The organism is Spirosoma flavus, assembly GCF_054778555.1.
In genome coordinates, this window is sequence record NZ_BAAGZL010000003.1 from 637,234 (window position 1) to 655,009 (window position 17,776).

A 17,776-nucleotide genomic window follows, 5' to 3' on the forward strand; every position below is an offset into this window, starting at 1 on the left:
TTAACCAGGCTTCATTTCTTAGCCTGTGCCAATTGCCTTCCCCAAACGCTAATTAAGCAAAACCTATAGCCAACGTATTATAACACCAACGATTTTAGATTTATAGATAGGATTAAGCAGTTTGGCTTTGCTGGACTGCTTTCTTGTTTTGAGACAATTTAGAGTATGGTTTTGTCCTTCTGACGAAGGAAGAATCTTAAAGCTTACGAATCTGAGAATTGGTAAACCTTAAGATTTTTTCTTCGTCAGAAGGACAAAATCGAAATAACTCATCCATAAAAAAACTCACTTCGCTGCACCCGACAAAGGCACTAGTTTGGCTGATAAATCTGGAGTTGCCATATTCCCATCAAAGGGAAACATGGGCCGTTCGATACGTTTGTATTTCAGACGAAATAAATCCTGATCGACCCCTCCCGGAGTCAGCGCCATAATCCAGTCCTTTTGCATTTCGTAGAGTTCGGGCTGGAGATAGCCGATTTTAACGACCACAATATCTGCTGTTCGGGGATTTAGGCCCAGTCGGGTGAAGTCTTTTTCTTCGTGGTAAGGTTTGCGTTTCTGTGTTACGATCACCCTTACACTGCCTACTTTTACAACTACTTCAATCTCAGCATCTTTATCCCCTTTCTGAATAGCTTCGACTGTTCCACTCAACGACACTGGTCCCGCAAAACGGGAATCAACAATGGCACCCGCTTTCCCTTCTACACGTCCACCAACTCCAGCAGCCAAGGCCTTTTTCACAAATTCTGGATCAGGAATCGATGCATAAATCAACGTAGGGCCATCGGTTTTTTTAAACTCTGAGCGGTTTAGAATCTGGGTTATGGTCCACGTTACGTCGCCAGCGCCACCGGCTGTAGGATTGTCGCCCGTATCGCTGATGTAAAAAGGACGTGTTGAACTGGTGACTGCTTTCTTTAAACATTCATCTAACGTACCAGTTGGCGCTACGAAACCGAATTTCGAGCGTACATCCCAAAAATGAGCGGCTAACTTTTCGGCGGCCTGAGTTACTTTAGGTTTATCGTCGCCTACCACCATTACAGCCGCGTGGTTGCGCGGTTCATCGGCCCAGGCGTACCCAATCCAGATTCCACCATCAACAACCCCATCCTGTTTGTCTACTAGTGGCGCTACGTCCTGATACAGACTTTTTCCCGGTTCGATACGTGTACTTGTCTTTTCACCCGGCAACAGAATCGGTACGTTGATCAGCGCTTTATAAGCGGGTTTTCCTTTACCACTTTTGATACGTTCAATCAGGTTAACCACGGCCCGTTCTTTCGTCTGCATGGCATCTTCGTGTGGGGCCATACGGTAGCACGTCATCAGATCGGTGTTCTGCGCCAATCGTTGCGATACGTTACCGTGCAAATCCATCGACGTAGAAATCAATGGCTTATATCCAATAACTTGTCTAATTCGCGTAATTAAATCGCCTTCCGGATCGTCCAGACCTTTTACGCTCATGGCTCCGTGAATGTCGAAATACAGTCCATCGTAGGGCATGTATTTTTTGAGCGAATCCAGCATTTTACCCACCAGCGATTCGTATGCTTCACGCGTAACAGCCCCACCCGGCAGCGATTTTCCGACAACAGCAGGAAACCAGATGGCCTGTTTACGTAGCGGAGAAACCGGCAACAGGAAAGAATAGGCATTGAATACTTCGCCACTGTAGCGGGCATGAAAAGCTTCTTCGTTGGTAACTGCCGGAGAAAACGTACTGGATTCAATGCCTAGACCGGCAATGGCGATACGTGGTAAATTGTTGTTTGCAGATTGTGCAAAACCAGAATTAGTAATTAAAAAGCAGATTGTGAGGGCGTAAAGCAGATGTTTCATGCCTACAAGTTAATACATGGCAGGCAAAATTGGTGAACGTAGCGTTACGTCCTTTGCACGCTTACACTATTTCATGAACGAATCTACATTTTCACGCGTGATACGTAGCAGACCCGTGTTGACGGTTGCCGGTACGTTGGTGAGGCCTTTTGCTCCTGCCTGGTCAGTCAGTCGGTTGGTTTGGTGAACCATATCGTACAAAAACTGAGCGCCATACCACGTAAAGAGTTCGCGTTTCTGCCCCGCCAGCATCTGAATCACACCCGCTTTCACCAGTTGCAAATGCTCCGGCTCCCAATCGACCGTAGTAATTTTCACCTTGCCAACCTTCCCTGCTTCGCGAACAGCCAGTCCAATGCCAGGTCCAGAATTCGAATCAAATCCGCACAAACCCGCCAGATCCGGGTGGGCGGCTAGTAAATCGGACGTGATACGGGCGGCTTCCTCCACGTTCGCTTTATCATCGTATTTTCCGACCACTTCAATTTCGGGGTACTTTTTTACTACGTCGAGCAATCCCTGAAAACCGGCTTCCATGTTAGCCAGACCAAGAATTCCCATGTAAGCAATCTTACCTTTTCCACCAATCAGCCGTACCATTTCCTGACCCTGCATTTGCCCGATTTGATACCAGTCGGTGCCCAGAAACGCGTGTCGTTTTGAGTTCACAATGTCCGAATCATACACCACCGTTGGAATACCAGCCGCAACAGCTTTGTTGATGACGGGCGCGATAGCCGGGTCGGTTCCGTTGATGAGCAGACCCGATGGGCGGGTTCCAATCACTTCTTCAATGGTGTTGATTTGAGCTGGTACGTCCCACTCGGCCGGTCCGAGAATTGATACGTTCACTCCGCGCTGTTTCCCCCAACGACGAAAGGCCGCCTGATCGTGGTGAACGTACATGGGCATGGTCACAGCCGTTGTTACCATTACATACTCCTCCGCACGAGTGTCTGCTACGTTATCAGCCTCTATAGTACGTATGGCGTCAGACTGTGTGGCGTTACGTTGCGGCAATTCGCAGGCTGACGTTAGTAACAGCAGGGCTATAAGTTGTAACTTCATAGAATGAAACGTTTGTCATGTGTAGAGACCGGTCCGCCGACGTAGCAGCATGTCGCCCCAAATGGCCGAAATGAGAATGAGGCCCAGAATGATTTCCTGCCAGTAGCCCGACACCCGCGCCAGAATCATTACGTTGCCGATAAGTCCCATAAAAAGGGCTCCAAGTAAGGCGCCGACAATTTTTCCCTGCCCACCTGACAGGCTTGCACCTCCCAGAATTACCGCCGTAATAACCCTCAGTTCCAGCCCCCGGCCCGCCGTGGGTAACGCTGTTCCCAATCGTGATGCTAACAAAATACCAGCTACTCCAGCCAACAGCGACGTAATCAGAAAGCCGTACAACTTCATCCGTTGAACGCGAATTCCGGATAAATCAGCAGCTCGCTCATTACCACCAATGTAGTAATAGCGTCGAAAAAAGACGCTGCGATGACCCAGAAAAGCGAACGTAGCAACGGTCAGGAGCATGTACCAAACTGGCATTTGTAGCCCCAGCAATTTGGATTGCCCGATGGCATTGAACCAATACGGCAGATTCTGAATATCCGTTCCACTCACCAGCAAAGCACCACCTCGCACGATACCCATCATGGCCATCGTCTGAATCATGGGATTAATACCTTGATAAGCAATTAGATAACCGTTAATTACCCCAACCAGGCCAGCACTGAGCAGAGCCGCCAGAAGGGCTAACGGCACAGGCCAGCCCAGCGCCATCATTACATAAGCCGCTATGCCGCCCGAAAATGCGACCACAGAGCCTACTGACAAATCGAAAACGCCACTAATGAGCAGGAGCATCATCCCCACAGCCACAATGGTATCGATGGACAAATTCAGAAGTACCTGACTGAGGTTGCCAAACGTAGGAAAGGTTTGCGGAAAGGCCACAGCCGCGCCTATGCTAACCAGCACAATCGTCAACATCAGCGAGTAGATACGCTCCTGTAAAAGCATAGGAGTTGTGGTGTAGGATGTAGGAAATATGATGTATAAAATTGTCCAGCGACATACATCTTATTTCCTACGTCAGATGTCTTATAGTCCTGCGTAATTTTTAGAAGCGTCATCCAGAACGAGCACCCAGTCTTGTCCGTAACCTTTGGAGGGCGGGGTGAATTGCTGGGATTTCTGGTTATCGAACGTAGCGGCCGACTGGGTTTTGCCGGTTCTAGGATCGAACCACGTAGCAGTGATGGTTTTGCCGGAAATCTTACCTGGATTTACTGTAAATGGCTTACCGACAGCCGTATAGATGAACGCGTAATCTTTCCCGCGCGTGGCCTGAATCCGTTCGGCAGATGACAGATTATTTTCAACAACCAGCGATTGGTCGGGAACGCGGTCGAGCTGAGGGCGGGCGGTCATTAGTTTTCGAACGTAGCGCATCTGATTGGCACCGGGCAGATCGAGGGCTTCGGACCAGTATATATGCGGTCCATTGACGGCGGGGCGTTTAGAGCTGTACATCTGCCAGATGTCGTGACAACCGTAGGTGTGTCCGTGTGCACCGGCAAACAGATCCAGATACGCATACACACGTACATCATACGCATTCGACGTACCTAAGTCTTTGGCATTGAAGCACACCGGGTGATCTTCGTAAATCGGTTCGGCATCCATTGTAGGTCTCGTTGGCTGGAGATTGTACGAATATGTGATGTGGTCGTACATGGGTGTGAACCGACAGTGCCCATTCTGGTGAATATTGAAATCGAACCAAGCCTCCTTGTTAAACCATTTCGATGCACCACCGTCCATGCCGTTGGGTTGTGGATGATACGAAATCAGGGCTTTATCGGCCCCGCCCACGCTTTCCTGAATGCCTTCGGCCATCGCCCGCCACACCGCTACGTCGTCCGAACCATCGCGAGGGTTACGGTCACCCCCCATAATCCAGACAATATTTTCGCGGTTTTTATACCGATTACCAACGTAGCGCCCATACACGCGAGCGTTGGATACGTTAAAAATTTCGGGTCCCTGTCCCCATTTATTTTTAAACAGTTTGTCGCCCCATGTTGGTAAAAAAGCAATCACGATGCCGTACTGAGCGGCTTTATCGACAATGTAATCGACATGACTGAAATAGGCTTCATTGGGTTTTGTCGGGTCTTTTTCCTGGAGGGGTACGTTGCCGTATGGATTCGGTTCAACCAATCCGTCAAATTCGGCGAGGGCTACGGCCTGTACTACGGTAAATCCCTGTTCGGCTCGTTTTTTCAGGTATTGATCAGCTTCTTCGCGATTCAGGCGGTGAAACAACTCCCAGGCCGTATCGCCCATCCAGAAGAAAGGCGTACCATCCTGATGAACCAGGTATCGTTTATTATCCGACACTTTCAGGCGGCCATGCGAAAAGGGTGACTGACCATACGAAATTAAACTGGTTATCAACGCAATAGCAACGAGAATAATCTTTTTCATGAAAAGGTAGGATTAGGAAATTGTAGAGTTATAAAGCTGTAAGGTTGAATAGTTAAAAGGTCGTAGAGCTGGCTCCTGTGCAACAAAACTTTACAACTTTATAACCCTATAACTGTACAACTTTTATTACCTGGCCGTAATGTCTTTCACCTGCTGCCGGATATCGTCCATTTCGAAAATAGCCTGCCAGCCTTCCTTGAACAGAATCGGTTTGGCGCGTTTCGAGATTTTATAAGCCGCGTCGGAGAACGTACCGTTTACTTCCTTGAAAAGCACCGCAATCTGAATCCGCAGATGACCCAACACAAAGTCGCGGGCAGCCGCTTCGGGAACGCCCAACGTAACAATTCGGTCGTAGCCTTCTTTCACCACTTCCATGCAGGTCTGGGCCAGCGTTTCGACCATCGCAGGTTCCAGAATCGCCATCTGTTCTAACGTAATGCGGTGCGTATCTTTAATAGGTGCATACATAGCCTGCGAAATCCGTTCGCCCAGAACGTAATGATCTTCAGTACCATGCATTAAGGCCACGACAATCGACTGTTTCGCCGAAATCCCGCCGTAAAAATCCCGAAAGGCCGCTTCGGTAGGTTCCCAATTGAAAACCGACGGATGGCAGGGATGCGCTATTACGTAGCCGAGGTCGTCGCGATGAGCAATAACGCCATCCAGGGGAGCCGCCGGATCAAGGGTCATCACCAACGCGCCCGACTTCATCGTGGGAATGATTTCTTCGGAAATAGCGCCGATTGCTACGTCGGGAACGGCCAGAATCACTACGTCGGCATCGGGAATCACTACGTTCTGTTCACTAACCAAAACGCCCCGGCCGTCTAAATTTTCAATACCTTTTGGGCTGACTTCCAGGTATGCTACGTCGTATTCGGGCAGTTTCAGAAAGTTGTCGGTCAGGCGGCAGCCCATTTTGCCGCCCGCGCCTACCAGAGCAATTTTTGTCATTTGAGTAAATCCGTTATTGCTTGTTTAATCCATTGAATACCTTTTTCGGCCCACTCCAACTCCATCGCAATGGTTTCGTCGAGACTATTCTGAAACGGCGGCCATTGTTCGAGCGTTAACGTAATGGGTCGATCCTGTTTATTGAGTCGAAAGGTTCTCCTGTCGGCCCATTTCGTGAGCCCATACAGCCCTAGTATTAGTTCACCAATTTTCAGCACGCCTGTTCCCGGTTCGCAACCTTCGATCCGAAAGCCCATTTTATTGTCGATGCGCTGAGCCCGAAAATCTTTTAGATGCAGGTTCACTACGTTTTCTTCACGAATTGCGGCCAGCACATCATGTACGCTCTCTCCCGCTCCAAATGAGTTTGTCGTATCGACACATAATCCTACCCAGTCAGGGTCAGTCTGTCGAGCAATATGGGCCAAATCGCGCCCCGAAAATCGGTCGTGGTTTTCAATCCCTAGCATAACGCCTGCCTGACGTAGCGCCGGAAGTTTTTCCTTAATAATGGCAATCACCTCATCGACCGACGGCTGAAAATCACCTTCGTCAATGACCACCCGCAGAAACGGCGACCGGGCTTCCCACGCCAGCCGGATATAGGTTTTAAGGCTTTCTGGCTTCAGACCACGCATCCCCACCTCCAGTTGTATACTGTTAGCTTCTGCTTTCGAACGTAGCGCCTTCCATTCATCTGCCGATAGCACATGCAGAGGCAAATTGTCCCCATACTGCACCGCCGACACATTCCAGGCGATAGCCCGTTCCAGCAAATCGTCGTGCGTGAGGGGCTGCGCCGGTACGTAGTTCGGAATGCCCACCGCCCACGGAAATGAATATGAACTCAAGCCAACTAGCATAGATTATAACGTGTGCATAGAACTTACTTTACAGCGACTGCCGCAATATCAGCCCGCCGGGATTGGCTACCTGCTGACGGATACGACCCGTAATCAACTCTCCGGCGGTACGTCCCATCTGAGCAAAATCTGTCGAAATCACGGTAATACCGCCCGCCAGAATTTCTTTCATGGGCGTATCATCGTACGAAATCAGGCCAATGTCCTGCCCGAGTTTCCATTCCTGCCGAAGCTGATATTTGATAAATTGAACCAGGTCGCGGTCAGCAAAAAGCAGGTATGCTCCGCCGGGTTGAATCAAATTATCGCTGTAATTATCGACTACTTTACAAGGATAATTCCGCTCGTCGCTAAATCGCTGTAAACCCTGGAGGATTCCTTCGGGAACGTATTGAAAATGATCTTTCGCCAGCACCAACGTCAGGCTATCAAACTGCTGAAGGCGCTCCCAGGCGGCCGTCAGAGCTTCGTATGTATTCGCTTCAAAATCCTGATAAACAGCTGCGTAATCGCCCGTTAGTGCAGGAAGTGACTGGTCAATAAGCAGCAGTTTATCTTTCGGAATCAACCCAACCACTTCCGATACGTCCTCCGCAAAATGCGGCATAATCACGTACGCTTTGTAGCGGCCGAGGTTGTCACGAATTAAACTCTCGAAAACGGGCTGGTTATAATGGTGAAAAAAAACGCTTAAGGACGTATCGGGCGGCAATGACGCTTTCAGGGCATCGTATAACGTTTCTTTGTACGCATTCAACGTATCGAACAGCACAAATACGTTCAGGGGCGTTCGAACGTTGGTTGTTGCTACGTAAAACCCTTTCCCATGTTGCGCATGAATAATACCCCGCTGCCTTAATTCTTCGTAAGCCTTAGCCACCGTCACCTTCGCAATACCCTGTTTATCAGCCAATTCGTTAATAGAAGGCAACTGATAGCCACGGTCGAAAACACCACGCTCAATAGCCTCTAAAACAGCGTCAACAAGTTGCTGGTATTTAGGTTGGGCATTTGCCGTATCGACACGCAGTACGGGAAGAGTTTCTTGCATCAGGATAATGATAGTGATGAGTTCGGATCTATATCTGTCAATTATTTCTAGTACAGTAGAGTACAGTATTGTATTGACAAATGTCAAAACATTTCCGGTATATTGCAACAATCTATGAAAAATTTAAAATTTGCCGTCATCGGAACGGGTTTCTGGGCGAATTATCAAATTCCAGCCTGGAAAGAATTATCCGGCATTGAGCTGGTAGCCGTGTATAACCGGACACGATCCAGGGCCGCCGATACAGCTCAGCGGTTCAACGTGCCAAATGTATATGACAATGTCGATCAGCTTCTCGACCAGCACGCCCATGATCTGAATTTTGTGGACATCATCACTGATGTAGATACACATCCGATTTTCACCGAAAAAGCGGCCAGACGCGGACTCGACGTGATTTGCCAGAAACCGATGGGGCCAAGTCTGGAAGCTGCGCGACAAATGCGCGATACGTGCCATCAGGCGGGAGTGCGCTTGTATATTCATGAAAACTTTCGCTGGCAAACACCGTTACGTCGGCTAAAATCTATTCTCGATTCGGGCGAAATTGGCCAGCCGTTTAAAGCGCGGGTAAGTTTCTGTTCTGCCTTCCCTGTATTTGATAATCAGCCGTTTCTAGCCGAACTAGATCGATTTATTCTAACCGATATTGGTTCACACATTCTCGACGTTTGCCGGTTTTTGTTTGGTGAGGCCGAGTGGCTTATGTGCCAGACGATGCGCGTTAATCCAACAATTAAGGGTGAGGACGTAGCGAACGTGTTGATGAAAATGCGCAATGGCCTGAGTTGCTTTGCCGAAATGTCGTATGCATCGCTGCTCGAAAAAGAATCATTTCCACAAACGTTGGTTCAGGTAGAAGGCAATCTTGGCTCGGTAGTACTCACGCATGATTTTCAGCTACGTATTACTACTAAATCAGGTACGCATCTGCTAGAAGCCCCTCCCCCACACTACCCCTGGGCCGACCCAGATTATGCGATCGTTCATGCTTCAATTGTCGACTGCAATCGGAATTTACTGGCTGATTTACAGGGCCGGGGTGGTGCCGAGACAACTGGTGCTGACAACTTTGAAACCATTCGACTAGTCTATGCCGCATACGACTCGGCTGAACGTAACGAAACCATTTTCTTATGACCCCTTTTCTTCAACTTACGGGTATCAGCAAGCGATTTCCGGGCGTAAAAGCACTGGACAACGTATCGTTTGAGTTGCAGGCGGGTGAAGTTCACGCGCTTTGTGGCGAAAACGGCGCGGGTAAAAGTACATTAATGAACATCCTGACGGGCAACCTTGCTCCTGACTCAGGCCAGTTGCTGCTACGTGGCAATCCTATTCAGTTGAGCGGTCCAGCAGAAGCTACACAGCAGGGAATTTCCATTGTTTATCAGCAACTTAGTCTGATCGATAGCTTATCCGTGGCGGAAAATATCTTTGCAAACCGGCAACCCCGAAATCGATGGGGTTTGATTCAGTATCACGATTTATACCGGGCCGCCGAATCATTGCTAAGCCGGTTGAATTTAAACGGTTTGCCACCCAAACAACTAGTTGGTACGTTGTCGGCGGGTCAGAAACAAATGGTTGAAATTGCCAAGGCGCTCTCGCAGGAGCCCGATTTACTCTTGCTCGACGAACCAACGGCCTCCCTGACTGAACGCGAAACCCAGACTTTGTTCCGACTGATTGCGCAACTGCGGGAGTCAGGCAAAACGATTGTTTACATCTCGCACCGGCTTCACGAAATTTTTGCCATTGCCGACCGCATTTCTGTTTTGAAAGATGGACGTTATCAGGGTACATTAATTGTGCACGAAACCAGCCCGTCCGAACTCATTCGGCGCATGGTTGGCCGCGACGTAGCAATGTCACGCCAGCCGTCGGTTGCCGCAAACGAAGCCGTATTAGTGGTTGACAACGTATCGGGACCGGGTTTCCGCAATATCAGTTTTCGACTAAACAAAGGCGAAATTTTGGGATTGGCCGGTCTAATCGGCGCTGGGCGGACGGAGTTGGCGCGGGCCATTTTTGGAGCTAGTCAAACGAGTTCGGGGACTATTTATCTACGCGGTCAGCCCATTCGCCCAACTCACCCGGCCGATGCTGTCAAATTAGGAATTGGGTATTTGCCTGAAGAACGTAAAACGCTGGGTCTATTTACAGACCAGACGATTACGCAGAATATTGTCGCCATTCGTCCGTCCCAAACGCCGATTAATCTGTTTGATGAAACTGCCAGTGAGAACGTAGCGGAAACGTATCGAAAAAAATTGTCGATTCGTTCGCCGTCAGTTCGTGAGCGGGTCGGAAAATTGAGTGGCGGAAATCAGCAAAAAGTGATGCTGGCTCGCTGGCTGCTCGCCAACCCTGACGTGTTGCTGGTCGATGAGCCCACGCACGGTATGGACGTTGGTGCCAAATCAGAAGTTTATTCCCTGCTACGTCAGTTAGCCGCCGAGGGTAAAGCCATTTTGCTAATTTCAAGCGAATTGCCTGAGCTACTGGCTTTATCAGACCGGATTCTGGTTATGTGCGAAGGGCAATTGACCGGTGAAATTAACGGAGACGAAGCCACTGAAGAACAAATAATGGCACTGGCGACGAGATAAATGAATTGATAGTCTTTAGTTGATAGTCGTCAGTTTTATCTATAAACCGTACGCTTCAGTTAGCAGGCTGATTCTGAAATTTATAGAGTAGCTAACCTCAACAAATGCCATCGACTACAAACTTAATTTTCTATGCAACTGAAAGCTGGCCCCGTTACTGTTCACTATGAAAACGGTTTTTTGCGGACATTTTCGGTAGGCTCCCGCGAGCTTTTACGGATGATTTATTTCGCTCTCCGCGACTCCAAATGGGATACGGCTTCGACACGTATCAGCAATGAACGTATTGACCAGCAAGATGATACGTTCCAGATTGATTACGACTGGTTTGCCCACGACCTTGGCATGCAGGTGAAAGGGCACATGCGCATCACGGGCGAAGCAGATGGTTCCGTCGACGTAGCATTCCGGGCCGAAGCAATCAATACGTTCCAGCGAAATCGAATTGGGCTGTGTATTCTGCATCCGCTTGTGGCAACTACGGGTCAGCCTTGCCAGATTACGAGTCCTGATGGAGCTCAAGTGTCAAGCCATTTTCCGAAATTCATCATTCCTCATCAGCCGTTTCTGAACATCCAGACTATGCGATGGGAAACAGCTCTTGGCGATACGTTGCAGCTCGATTTTTCGGGCGATGTATTTGAAACGGAAGATCAACGTAACTGGACAGACGCGTCGTTTAAAACGTACTCCACTCCGCTATCAATCCCTATTCCAGTAACCGTCCAAGCAGGTACAGTTATTGAACAAGTTGTTCGCTTTCAACCGGTTAAACTTTCCGATAAATACGTTTCAGCTGGCAATTCACCAGTTGAAGAAGACGTAGCAAAATCGAAAATAAAGGTAGGTTTAGGCCATCGGCTCGACGGGCCGCTTTTGACTATCGACGAAGCCAACCGTTTGAAAAAGCTGGACCTTTCTCATCTGCGGGCCGATGTTTTTTTCGGTAATCCTGACTGGCCGACTTATCTTCAAAACGCCTGGCTGGATGCTGAATTGCTAAACGTACCGCTCGAACTGGCTTTGTTTTTTGAGCAGGATGCCCCAGCAAAACTGCGTGATTTTCTGGCGTTTATAGTAACAGAACGTATCGGCGTTCAAAGTCTGTCACTGTTTGATCTAAGCAATCATACTACGTCTGACGCGCTGTTGACTGAGCTGGCTCCTATCATACGGAACAACCTGCCCGACGTTCGGATTGGCGGGGGAACGGACGCCAATTTTGCGGAATTTAACCGAAATCCGTTTCAGTTTGAGCGGGTCGATTTTGTCACGTTTGCGGCTCACCCTCAAGCCCACGCGATTGATAATCAAACTATTCTGGAAAACGCAGCTGCCCATTTCGACGTTGTCCAGACGGCAAAACATCTGACTGGTCATAAACCTGTCCACGTATCACCTATTACGTTGTTCCCCCGATTTAATCCGGCTCTACCAGCAAATCGATTCGGTTATACTCCCCTCGCTGACCTCCGACAAAATTCTGAGTTTGCTGCCGAGTGGACGCGGATTAGTCTTGACATGCTACGTAAGGCTGGGGCAGAATCAGTAACGTATTTTGAAACGCACGGGCCGCGAGGGGTACTGGATAACGAAGCGCTGATGGCCGTTTTGGCGGACAGATAGCTTCAGCGAACACGGCCCGTTAAAGGAGCGCCGAAAATCTGACAGTAGTAATACCGTTTCGTGCGAGTGCCGGGGCCAGCAACGCCTATCCCAATCTGAGTTACGTCATCCGCCAGTAAATTTTTGCGATGCCCCTTGGATTTCATCCACTGCTCATCGACCACAAACTGGCCATCCAAATCCGTATTGGTAGCAATATTTTCACTCAGCGTTCGGAAGGAGTACCCTACTTTTTGAGCTTTATCAAGCAGGGTAAGCCCACCAAGCGTATGGGACATTTCCTCTCGAGAGGCCATTAGTTCGGCGTATTGTTGGGCCGCCTTCATCAATTTGGCATCCTGCTGGAGCGCCGGTCTGCCTTTAGCCACTCGTGCGTTGTTGGTAGCCGAGAAAATGTTGTTGACCTCCTGTTTTAAAACCGGATTTTGTCGGCTTGAGCGGAAAACAGACCGATTACCGAAACTGGGATTGATTGTAATCGGCAAAGCCAGCGTAGGTAATAGGCAAGCGATCAATCCGATACGTTTTAGATTCATGCGATTATCAGAGCCAAAAAATAGGCCAATAAAAAATGGCCTGTTTCTTTAACGATACAGATCACTCCTTATTGGCCTCAATACGTTGGCGAACGTAAGCTACTAGGGCTTCAGCACCACTTTGATCAGACCTTTCTCTTTGGAATAGAGCCGCTTAAACCAGTCGGCACCTTCTTCCAGCGGAACCTCAGCACTCAAAATGGCTTCGACGTTTATGCGTCCCGACGAAATCAGAGCCAGCGCAGCTTCGTACTCGCCGTTGATGGCGCAGGACCCCTGCAAACGTATCTGGCGCGTTACCACGGACTGCAACGGCATTTCGACAGTTGGAGCCAGATTGCCAACCAACGTAACGGTTGCCCCTTTCCGCACGCAATCGATGGCCGTTTTCACGGTCGGACCAGCGCCAACAACTTCAAACGCTACGTCGGCCCCGCGCCCCTGCGTGAGCGCCTGCACCTGACTCGCTACGTCGCCTGATCCCGCATTGATTTGGTGCGTTGCACCTAATTTCTGCGCCAATGCCAGTCGATCCTCGTCGAGATCGATGGCGATGATGATGCCGCAGCCCGCCAGTTTCAGCGCCTGAATCACAAACAGGCCAATCATGCCCGCACCGACTACCACCGCAGAGTCATTCACCTGAATGGGCGTCAGGCTAAGCGCGTGAAGGGCTACGGCAACCGGCTCTACCAAAGCGGCTTGTGTGAAACTCACATTGTCGGGAACGGCGTATAGAATATGGTGAGGCACAGACACGTATTCAGCAAAAGCGCCCTGCCGCTTAAAATCAGGTGTCGATACACCAACTACTTCGCGACCATCACTGAGGTTATATTGCCCCCGGCGGCTGTACCAGTCATCGAGCGAATACACCGTCGAATCGAACGTAACGCAGTCTCCGGTCGACCAGTTTTTCACGTCGGAACCCACTTCGGCGATGATTCCGCTGGCTTCGTGCCCCATCACAATGGGAGGAATCCGTCGGCCGCTGCTACCGTCCATGCCGTGAACGTCGGAGCCGCAAATACCAACGGCTTTCACACGTACCAATACCTCGTTTGAGCGAATGGCCGGCCGGGGAAGATCCTGAAGATCAAACTGATTGTATTCGGTAAGAACTAGTGCTTTCATACGTAATTTAGTTGAACTGGCGCTCCAGCATCCTGTCCGGGTTATTTCTGATAAATGCGAATAAATACCTCTGGTGTTATCTGATCGTAATTGCCCTGCTGTAAATCCGGATTGACTTCATACGTAATCAACTCATCCAGCATCTCAGGCAGTTCGCCGAAAAGTTTGTTGGCGGTCGAAGCCGTGTACTTCTTTTTCACCCAGATCAGACGCTGGTCCGGTTCTTTTCCCCAGGCTGGATTATCGCCCAGAACTAGTTGAATTTTAGCCCAGTCATTAAAAAAATACTCCTGCAAAAGTGGAATAATCCGGTCGCGAAAAACACTGCACAACTCAGCCTGCGTCGTTACGTTCGTCAGGTAAGCGTGACCAATCTGGTGGTCGCGGTCGAGCAGGCATTCAATACGTTCGTTGAGGGTACGTAGCAGTTGCGCCAGATCAATACCGTCGATAACGCCCAACATCGACGTATCGGGTAACATTTCCCGAAACGCAAACCGCCGACGTAACGCAATGTCGAGCAAGGCGATAGATCGGTCAGTCGTGTTCATCGTGCCTACTACGTATAGATTACCGGGCACCCCGAATCGTTCGTTTGAATAGGGTAATGTAAGCCATAACTCGTTATCGGCACCGAGCCGTTTGTCGGGTTCGAGCAACGTAATGAGTTCGCCAAATACGCTTGCTACGTTCGCTCGGTTTAGCTCGTCGATTAACAAGTAATGCGCTGGTGCTTTGGCCAATTTCTGGCGCCTGTGTTCCGACGTATCGTTTAGGCAATCGGCCAACGTAGCATAACCCGCCAGCCGGATCGCGGCCAGACAGGCACTGTGAAAAACACCTTTTCGAATTTTGTAATTAATCTGACCGTTCGTGCTTTCCGGCCGTAAACCTTCTACAAATTCTTCGTAGCTGTAGGCTGGATGAAACGTAATGAGGCTGGCGTTTTCGTTACGTAGATACGGCTGAAGCGCGAACGTTTTGCCCGTTCCCGGCGGACCAAACAGAATCAGATTATGCGGTTGCGCCGGTCGATCTGGTTCGGGCTGATACGTTGATTCGGATTCTTCAACCAAATGACCGTTCAGGTGCGTTTCGCCAAGTTCAGGATTGCTGGCAAGGCGCATCAATTCACTCAGATACGCTTCATCTTCGGCCGCCCGATACACATCCGGATTGTGCCGCGCCGAATGAGGCCCGCGTTTTGCGATTTCAACCAGTTCGGTCAGGCAATCGTGCCAGCAGGTCTGAATGGCTGGTTTATAGAGTAGATGTGAATTCGATTGTCCAATAATGGCCGCAACGTAAGACGACTTTTCACTGATTGTGCTGAAATCCAGTTCGTCGAAAACCTGTAATTCTTCCTGGCACGATTTCTTGACCGTCAGCCAGAATTCGGGTTCGCCCCGGTGCGGTTTCACCAGACGTAACGCCCAGAAAAAATTGATATTGGCCGTAATAGCACGCTGATCTTTACGTACCGTAAACGCCAGACGAGCATCGCCGTTGGGCAGGTTCACAATGTCAATCAACTCCTTAAGCAACCCGAAAAAGCGCCGGACAGCTTCAGGATGGCCAATGTCGCGGATGCGTTCGAGGAGAAGCTGCTGATTAGTTTCGATTAACATACGAAAGTTGTACCCTACAAATTTACAATTTTTCATCGTTAATTAGTAGATTAGCCAGTACGTTCACCCACTGCTTTACCAACGATTATGAAACTTCTGTTACGTCTGAACTTCCTCCTAGTACCCGTCATTTTTTTCGCCTGTCAGCCGAAAGACGAGCCCGTGTTCACGCCGGTCTGCCAATTGACCAGCACTACTGACCAACTGGTCGAAACCAGCGGGAGCCTCACCGACGAAGTGATACGGAGTTTTACCTACAATGGTACTGCGCTGAAAAGCCTTACGGAACAGTCAAAATATAGTACTTCCACGTTCCAGGTTGAGTACAATAACAACGTAGTAACCAGAGCCACAAGCGGGATGGATGTAATTTCCCTAGCCTACGGTTCTGCTACGTTGCCCAGCAGTGCTACGTTTACCCGAAACGGCAAAGTGCAGTCTATGTTTAGCATGGACTATGCGCCGACGGGCAATCTGACACGTATCACTGAAAATCGACAGATACTGCCACCTAGCTCATCGGCAACGGAGCGTACTTATACGTTCACCTATGATAATTCAGGAAATCTGATCAACGAGCGAAGTAAATCTGTGCTGGCCGGTGGCGTGGTGGCCGAACAGGAGGTAGAGTATACGTTCGATCAGAAGCCGTCGCCCTACACGCACCTGACAGAGCGGCCACTCCTGACGTTAGTTGCACTCAGTCAGGCGGTTGAGGCTAAACCCGGCCGTTTCTGGCATGTCAACATTCCTGTTACTCAGAAGCTTTATAACGTCAGCAGCAACAATCGGACAATGATTGAATCATCGACGTTCAAGCCGATTTACGACGCCAACAGTAAAGTTGTTAGCCAGGAGCAAACAGTCCTGCTTTACCTCACCGGAACCACGACGCCCATCACCAAAAACAACCGGCAAACGTTTGGGTATTTGTGTTTGTAATTACCTCGTTGTAAAAAGATTAATCGGTAAAAAGGGCATTACATCAGCTTTTTCGCCCGCTCCATGGCCCGCTGCGTTTGTTGCTGCATGAGTTTGATGTTGGCCAGATACTCACGCTGAAAATCGCGCATCTGGTCGGCAGGCATATCCTTCGCGTCGTTATTGTTGTGGTGATGATGGTGGTGTTCACCTTCGCCGTGTTCATGGTGCTCATGCTTCATGCCCGGAACCTCCACCAAATTTTCTTCCCACTGCTCAAAGGCCGTTTTCAGACTATCGAGTGATTGCGTCGTTGCTTTCGCTTCGGGCGTGGTCTTGGCGGCAAGCAGCGTTTTTACCGAATCAATCTGGTCGATCATCGGCTCCAATTGCTCCTGAACTTCCGTGGCTTCGTTGTGATAACGAGCCGCTTCTTCCAGAACGGCTTTATCGGCATCTGATTTTCCAGAACAAGCCACCAGCCCGATTAGTAAAGCAGAAAAAATAACGTAGCGCATAGATAAATGTCTTTCGAGTAAAGATAAGTTTCTGCAAAGGAGTTGCAAAGTTTTAAAAAGCTACGTCGCATCGGCTCAGATTTTGCTTTGTACGTAATGAGTGATACGTAGCGCCCCCCTGGATGATTGATCGTGAAATTATGCGTTGGTTGCACAAACGATACGTATTTCAATCTACCTTTGTCGGGTCATGAAAACTGCGCTCCTTTACGTTCTGCTTGTTGCAACACTGCTGCCAACGGTCAGCCAGTGGGGAACGATTGCGTATTATCATGCCAACCGGGATTATATTGCTCGCGTACTTTGTCAGAACCGGAATCGGCCTGATCTGCATTGCGACGGTCAATGTTATCTGGCCAAGCGTCTGAAAGCCCAGCAGGATAAACAGGATAAAGAAACCACCGAACGGGTGCAGAACAGCCCCGTAATCCACCTGTTTTGCGAGGTCGAACAGCCTTTTCAGTTCTCCTCGGTCTGGATGATCCAACAACTGGCACAGTTACCAACGTATCGTTTCCCCAATTATTCGGCCCCGCTTCTGGGCCTTTTTCACCCTCCTCAGGTTTAAGTTAATTCGTCGG

At 49.4% G+C, this 17,776-nt stretch carries 16 protein-coding genes; 5 read left to right on the forward strand and 11 right to left on the reverse strand.

Features of this window, described 5'->3' with window-relative positions:
* Positions 1 to 285 precede the first annotated feature (285 nt).
* The 7 genes from ACYVF1_RS19140 to ACYVF1_RS19170 form a co-directional block, all read right to left on the reverse strand.
* Positions 286 to 1,851, reverse strand: coding sequence for a M81 family metallopeptidase (locus ACYVF1_RS19140; RefSeq protein WP_461081759.1), 1,566 nt, complete (start codon positions 1,849 to 1,851; stop codon positions 286 to 288).
* A gap of 66 nt (positions 1,852 to 1,917) precedes the next feature.
* Entirely contained in the window at positions 1,918 to 2,919 is a 1,002-nt protein-coding gene (locus ACYVF1_RS19145) for a substrate-binding domain-containing protein (RefSeq protein ID WP_461081761.1), read from the reverse strand.
* A 15-nt stretch (positions 2,920 to 2,934) separates the two neighbouring features.
* Positions 2,935 to 3,876, reverse strand: a complete 942-nt coding sequence (locus ACYVF1_RS19150; protein WP_461081763.1) for an ABC transporter permease — start codon at positions 3,874 to 3,876, stop codon at positions 2,935 to 2,937.
* A gap of 81 nt (positions 3,877 to 3,957) precedes the next feature.
* The gene (locus ACYVF1_RS19155; RefSeq protein ID WP_461081765.1) at positions 3,958 to 5,346 is read right to left on the reverse strand and encodes a glycoside hydrolase family 140 protein; all 1,389 of its coding nucleotides are present in this window, start codon (positions 5,344 to 5,346) and stop codon (positions 3,958 to 3,960) included.
* A 126-nt stretch (positions 5,347 to 5,472) separates the two neighbouring features.
* Entirely contained in the window at positions 5,473 to 6,306 is an 834-nt protein-coding gene (locus ACYVF1_RS19160; protein WP_461081767.1) for a phosphogluconate dehydrogenase C-terminal domain-containing protein, read from the reverse strand.
* Positions 6,303 to 7,169 carry a sugar phosphate isomerase/epimerase family protein gene (locus ACYVF1_RS19165; protein ID WP_461081769.1) on the reverse strand — a complete coding sequence of 289 codons (867 nt, stop codon included), beginning with the start codon at positions 7,167 to 7,169 and terminating at the stop codon, positions 6,303 to 6,305. Before ACYVF1_RS19165 ends, ACYVF1_RS19160 begins: the two co-directional genes overlap by 4 nt.
* A gap of 28 nt (positions 7,170 to 7,197) precedes the next feature.
* Positions 7,198 to 8,220, reverse strand: a complete 1,023-nt coding sequence (locus ACYVF1_RS19170; protein ID WP_461081771.1) for a GntR family transcriptional regulator — start codon at positions 8,218 to 8,220, stop codon at positions 7,198 to 7,200.
* Positions 8,221 to 8,334: 114 nt separating this feature from the next.
* On the opposite strand from ACYVF1_RS19170, the gene ACYVF1_RS19175 reads away from it, so the two are divergent.
* From ACYVF1_RS19175 to ACYVF1_RS19185, 3 genes are all read left to right on the forward strand, one after another.
* A complete protein-coding gene (locus tag ACYVF1_RS19175) occupies positions 8,335 to 9,360 on the forward strand; it encodes a Gfo/Idh/MocA family protein (RefSeq protein ID WP_461081774.1) in 1,026 nt (341 codons plus the stop codon).
* The gene (locus tag ACYVF1_RS19180; protein ID WP_461081777.1) at positions 9,357 to 10,832 is read left to right on the forward strand and encodes a sugar ABC transporter ATP-binding protein; all 1,476 of its coding nucleotides are present in this window, start codon (positions 9,357 to 9,359) and stop codon (positions 10,830 to 10,832) included. The genes ACYVF1_RS19175 and ACYVF1_RS19180 overlap by 4 nt, the downstream gene beginning before the upstream one ends.
* A 132-nt stretch (positions 10,833 to 10,964) precedes the next feature.
* Complete coding sequence (locus ACYVF1_RS19185) at positions 10,965 to 12,458, forward strand: hypothetical protein (protein WP_461081779.1); 1,494 nt, start codon at positions 10,965 to 10,967, stop codon at positions 12,456 to 12,458.
* A 2-nt stretch (positions 12,459 to 12,460) separates the two neighbouring features.
* Here ACYVF1_RS19185 and ACYVF1_RS19190 read toward each other — a convergent pair whose 3' ends face one another.
* The 3 genes from ACYVF1_RS19190 to ACYVF1_RS19200 all read right to left on the reverse strand — a co-directional run bounded on the left by ACYVF1_RS19190 (position 12,461) and on the right by ACYVF1_RS19200 (position 15,756).
* On the reverse strand, positions 12,461 to 12,994 hold the full coding sequence (locus tag ACYVF1_RS19190; RefSeq protein WP_461081781.1) for a CAP domain-containing protein: 534 nt from the start codon (positions 12,992 to 12,994) through the stop codon (positions 12,461 to 12,463).
* Between the two features lie 102 nt (positions 12,995 to 13,096).
* Positions 13,097 to 14,128 (reverse strand): galactitol-1-phosphate 5-dehydrogenase, encoded by a 1,032-nt coding sequence (locus ACYVF1_RS19195; RefSeq protein ID WP_461081783.1) that lies wholly within the window; start codon positions 14,126 to 14,128, stop codon positions 13,097 to 13,099.
* A 41-nt stretch (positions 14,129 to 14,169) separates the two neighbouring features.
* Entirely contained in the window at positions 14,170 to 15,756 is a 1,587-nt protein-coding gene (locus ACYVF1_RS19200; protein ID WP_461081785.1) for an McrB family protein, read from the reverse strand.
* Between the two features lie 87 nt (positions 15,757 to 15,843).
* On the opposite strand from ACYVF1_RS19200, the gene ACYVF1_RS19205 reads away from it, so the two are divergent.
* Positions 15,844 to 16,698: a hypothetical protein gene (locus ACYVF1_RS19205; protein ID WP_461081787.1), complete on the forward strand. Its 855-nt coding sequence runs from the start codon at positions 15,844 to 15,846 to the stop codon at positions 16,696 to 16,698.
* Positions 16,699 to 16,736: 38 nt separating this feature from the next.
* On the opposite strand, the gene ACYVF1_RS19210 is transcribed toward ACYVF1_RS19205, so the two are convergent.
* Positions 16,737 to 17,195: a hypothetical protein gene (locus tag ACYVF1_RS19210; protein ID WP_461081789.1), complete on the reverse strand. Its 459-nt coding sequence runs from the start codon at positions 17,193 to 17,195 to the stop codon at positions 16,737 to 16,739.
* 190 nt (positions 17,196 to 17,385) lie between these two features.
* Here ACYVF1_RS19210 and ACYVF1_RS19215 point away from each other — a divergent pair, with 190 nt between their 5' ends.
* On the forward strand, positions 17,386 to 17,763 hold the full coding sequence (locus tag ACYVF1_RS19215; protein ID WP_461081791.1) for a hypothetical protein: 378 nt from the start codon (positions 17,386 to 17,388) through the stop codon (positions 17,761 to 17,763).
* Positions 17,764 to 17,776 lie beyond the last annotated feature (13 nt).

What these genes read in the sequence shown, in the direction of transcription:
- ACYVF1_RS19200 (WP_461081785.1), bottom strand. Translation starts at nt 15,756, where the DNA reads ATGTTAATCGAAACTAATCAGCAGCTTCTCCTCGAACGCATCCGCGAC.
- ACYVF1_RS19215 (WP_461081791.1), top strand. Translation starts at nt 17,386, where the DNA reads ATGAAAACTGCGCTCCTTTACGTTCTGCTTGTTGCAACACTGCTGCCA.
- ACYVF1_RS19185 (WP_461081779.1), top strand. Translation starts at nt 10,965, where the DNA reads ATGCAACTGAAAGCTGGCCCCGTTACTGTTCACTATGAAAACGGTTTT.
- ACYVF1_RS19210 (WP_461081789.1), bottom strand. Translation starts at nt 17,195, where the DNA reads ATGCGCTACGTTATTTTTTCTGCTTTACTAATCGGGCTGGTGGCTTGT.
- ACYVF1_RS19165 (WP_461081769.1), bottom strand. Translation starts at nt 7,169, where the DNA reads ATGCTAGTTGGCTTGAGTTCATATTCATTTCCGTGGGCGGTGGGCATT.
- ACYVF1_RS19190 (WP_461081781.1), bottom strand. Translation starts at nt 12,994, where the DNA reads ATGAATCTAAAACGTATCGGATTGATCGCTTGCCTATTACCTACGCTG.
- ACYVF1_RS19160 (WP_461081767.1), bottom strand. Translation starts at nt 6,306, where the DNA reads ATGACAAAAATTGCTCTGGTAGGCGCGGGCGGCAAAATGGGCTGCCGC.
- ACYVF1_RS19175 (WP_461081774.1), top strand. Translation starts at nt 8,335, where the DNA reads ATGAAAAATTTAAAATTTGCCGTCATCGGAACGGGTTTCTGGGCGAAT.
- ACYVF1_RS19180 (WP_461081777.1), top strand. Translation starts at nt 9,357, where the DNA reads ATGACCCCTTTTCTTCAACTTACGGGTATCAGCAAGCGATTTCCGGGC.
- ACYVF1_RS19145 (WP_461081761.1), bottom strand. Translation starts at nt 2,919, where the DNA reads ATGAAGTTACAACTTATAGCCCTGCTGTTACTAACGTCAGCCTGCGAA.
- ACYVF1_RS19170 (WP_461081771.1), bottom strand. Translation starts at nt 8,220, where the DNA reads ATGCAAGAAACTCTTCCCGTACTGCGTGTCGATACGGCAAATGCCCAA.
- ACYVF1_RS19205 (WP_461081787.1), top strand. Translation starts at nt 15,844, where the DNA reads ATGAAACTTCTGTTACGTCTGAACTTCCTCCTAGTACCCGTCATTTTT.
- ACYVF1_RS19195 (WP_461081783.1), bottom strand. Translation starts at nt 14,128, where the DNA reads ATGAAAGCACTAGTTCTTACCGAATACAATCAGTTTGATCTTCAGGAT.
- ACYVF1_RS19150 (WP_461081763.1), bottom strand. Translation starts at nt 3,876, where the DNA reads ATGCTTTTACAGGAGCGTATCTACTCGCTGATGTTGACGATTGTGCTG.
- ACYVF1_RS19155 (WP_461081765.1), bottom strand. Translation starts at nt 5,346, where the DNA reads ATGAAAAAGATTATTCTCGTTGCTATTGCGTTGATAACCAGTTTAATT.
- ACYVF1_RS19140 (WP_461081759.1), bottom strand. Translation starts at nt 1,851, where the DNA reads ATGAAACATCTGCTTTACGCCCTCACAATCTGCTTTTTAATTACTAAT.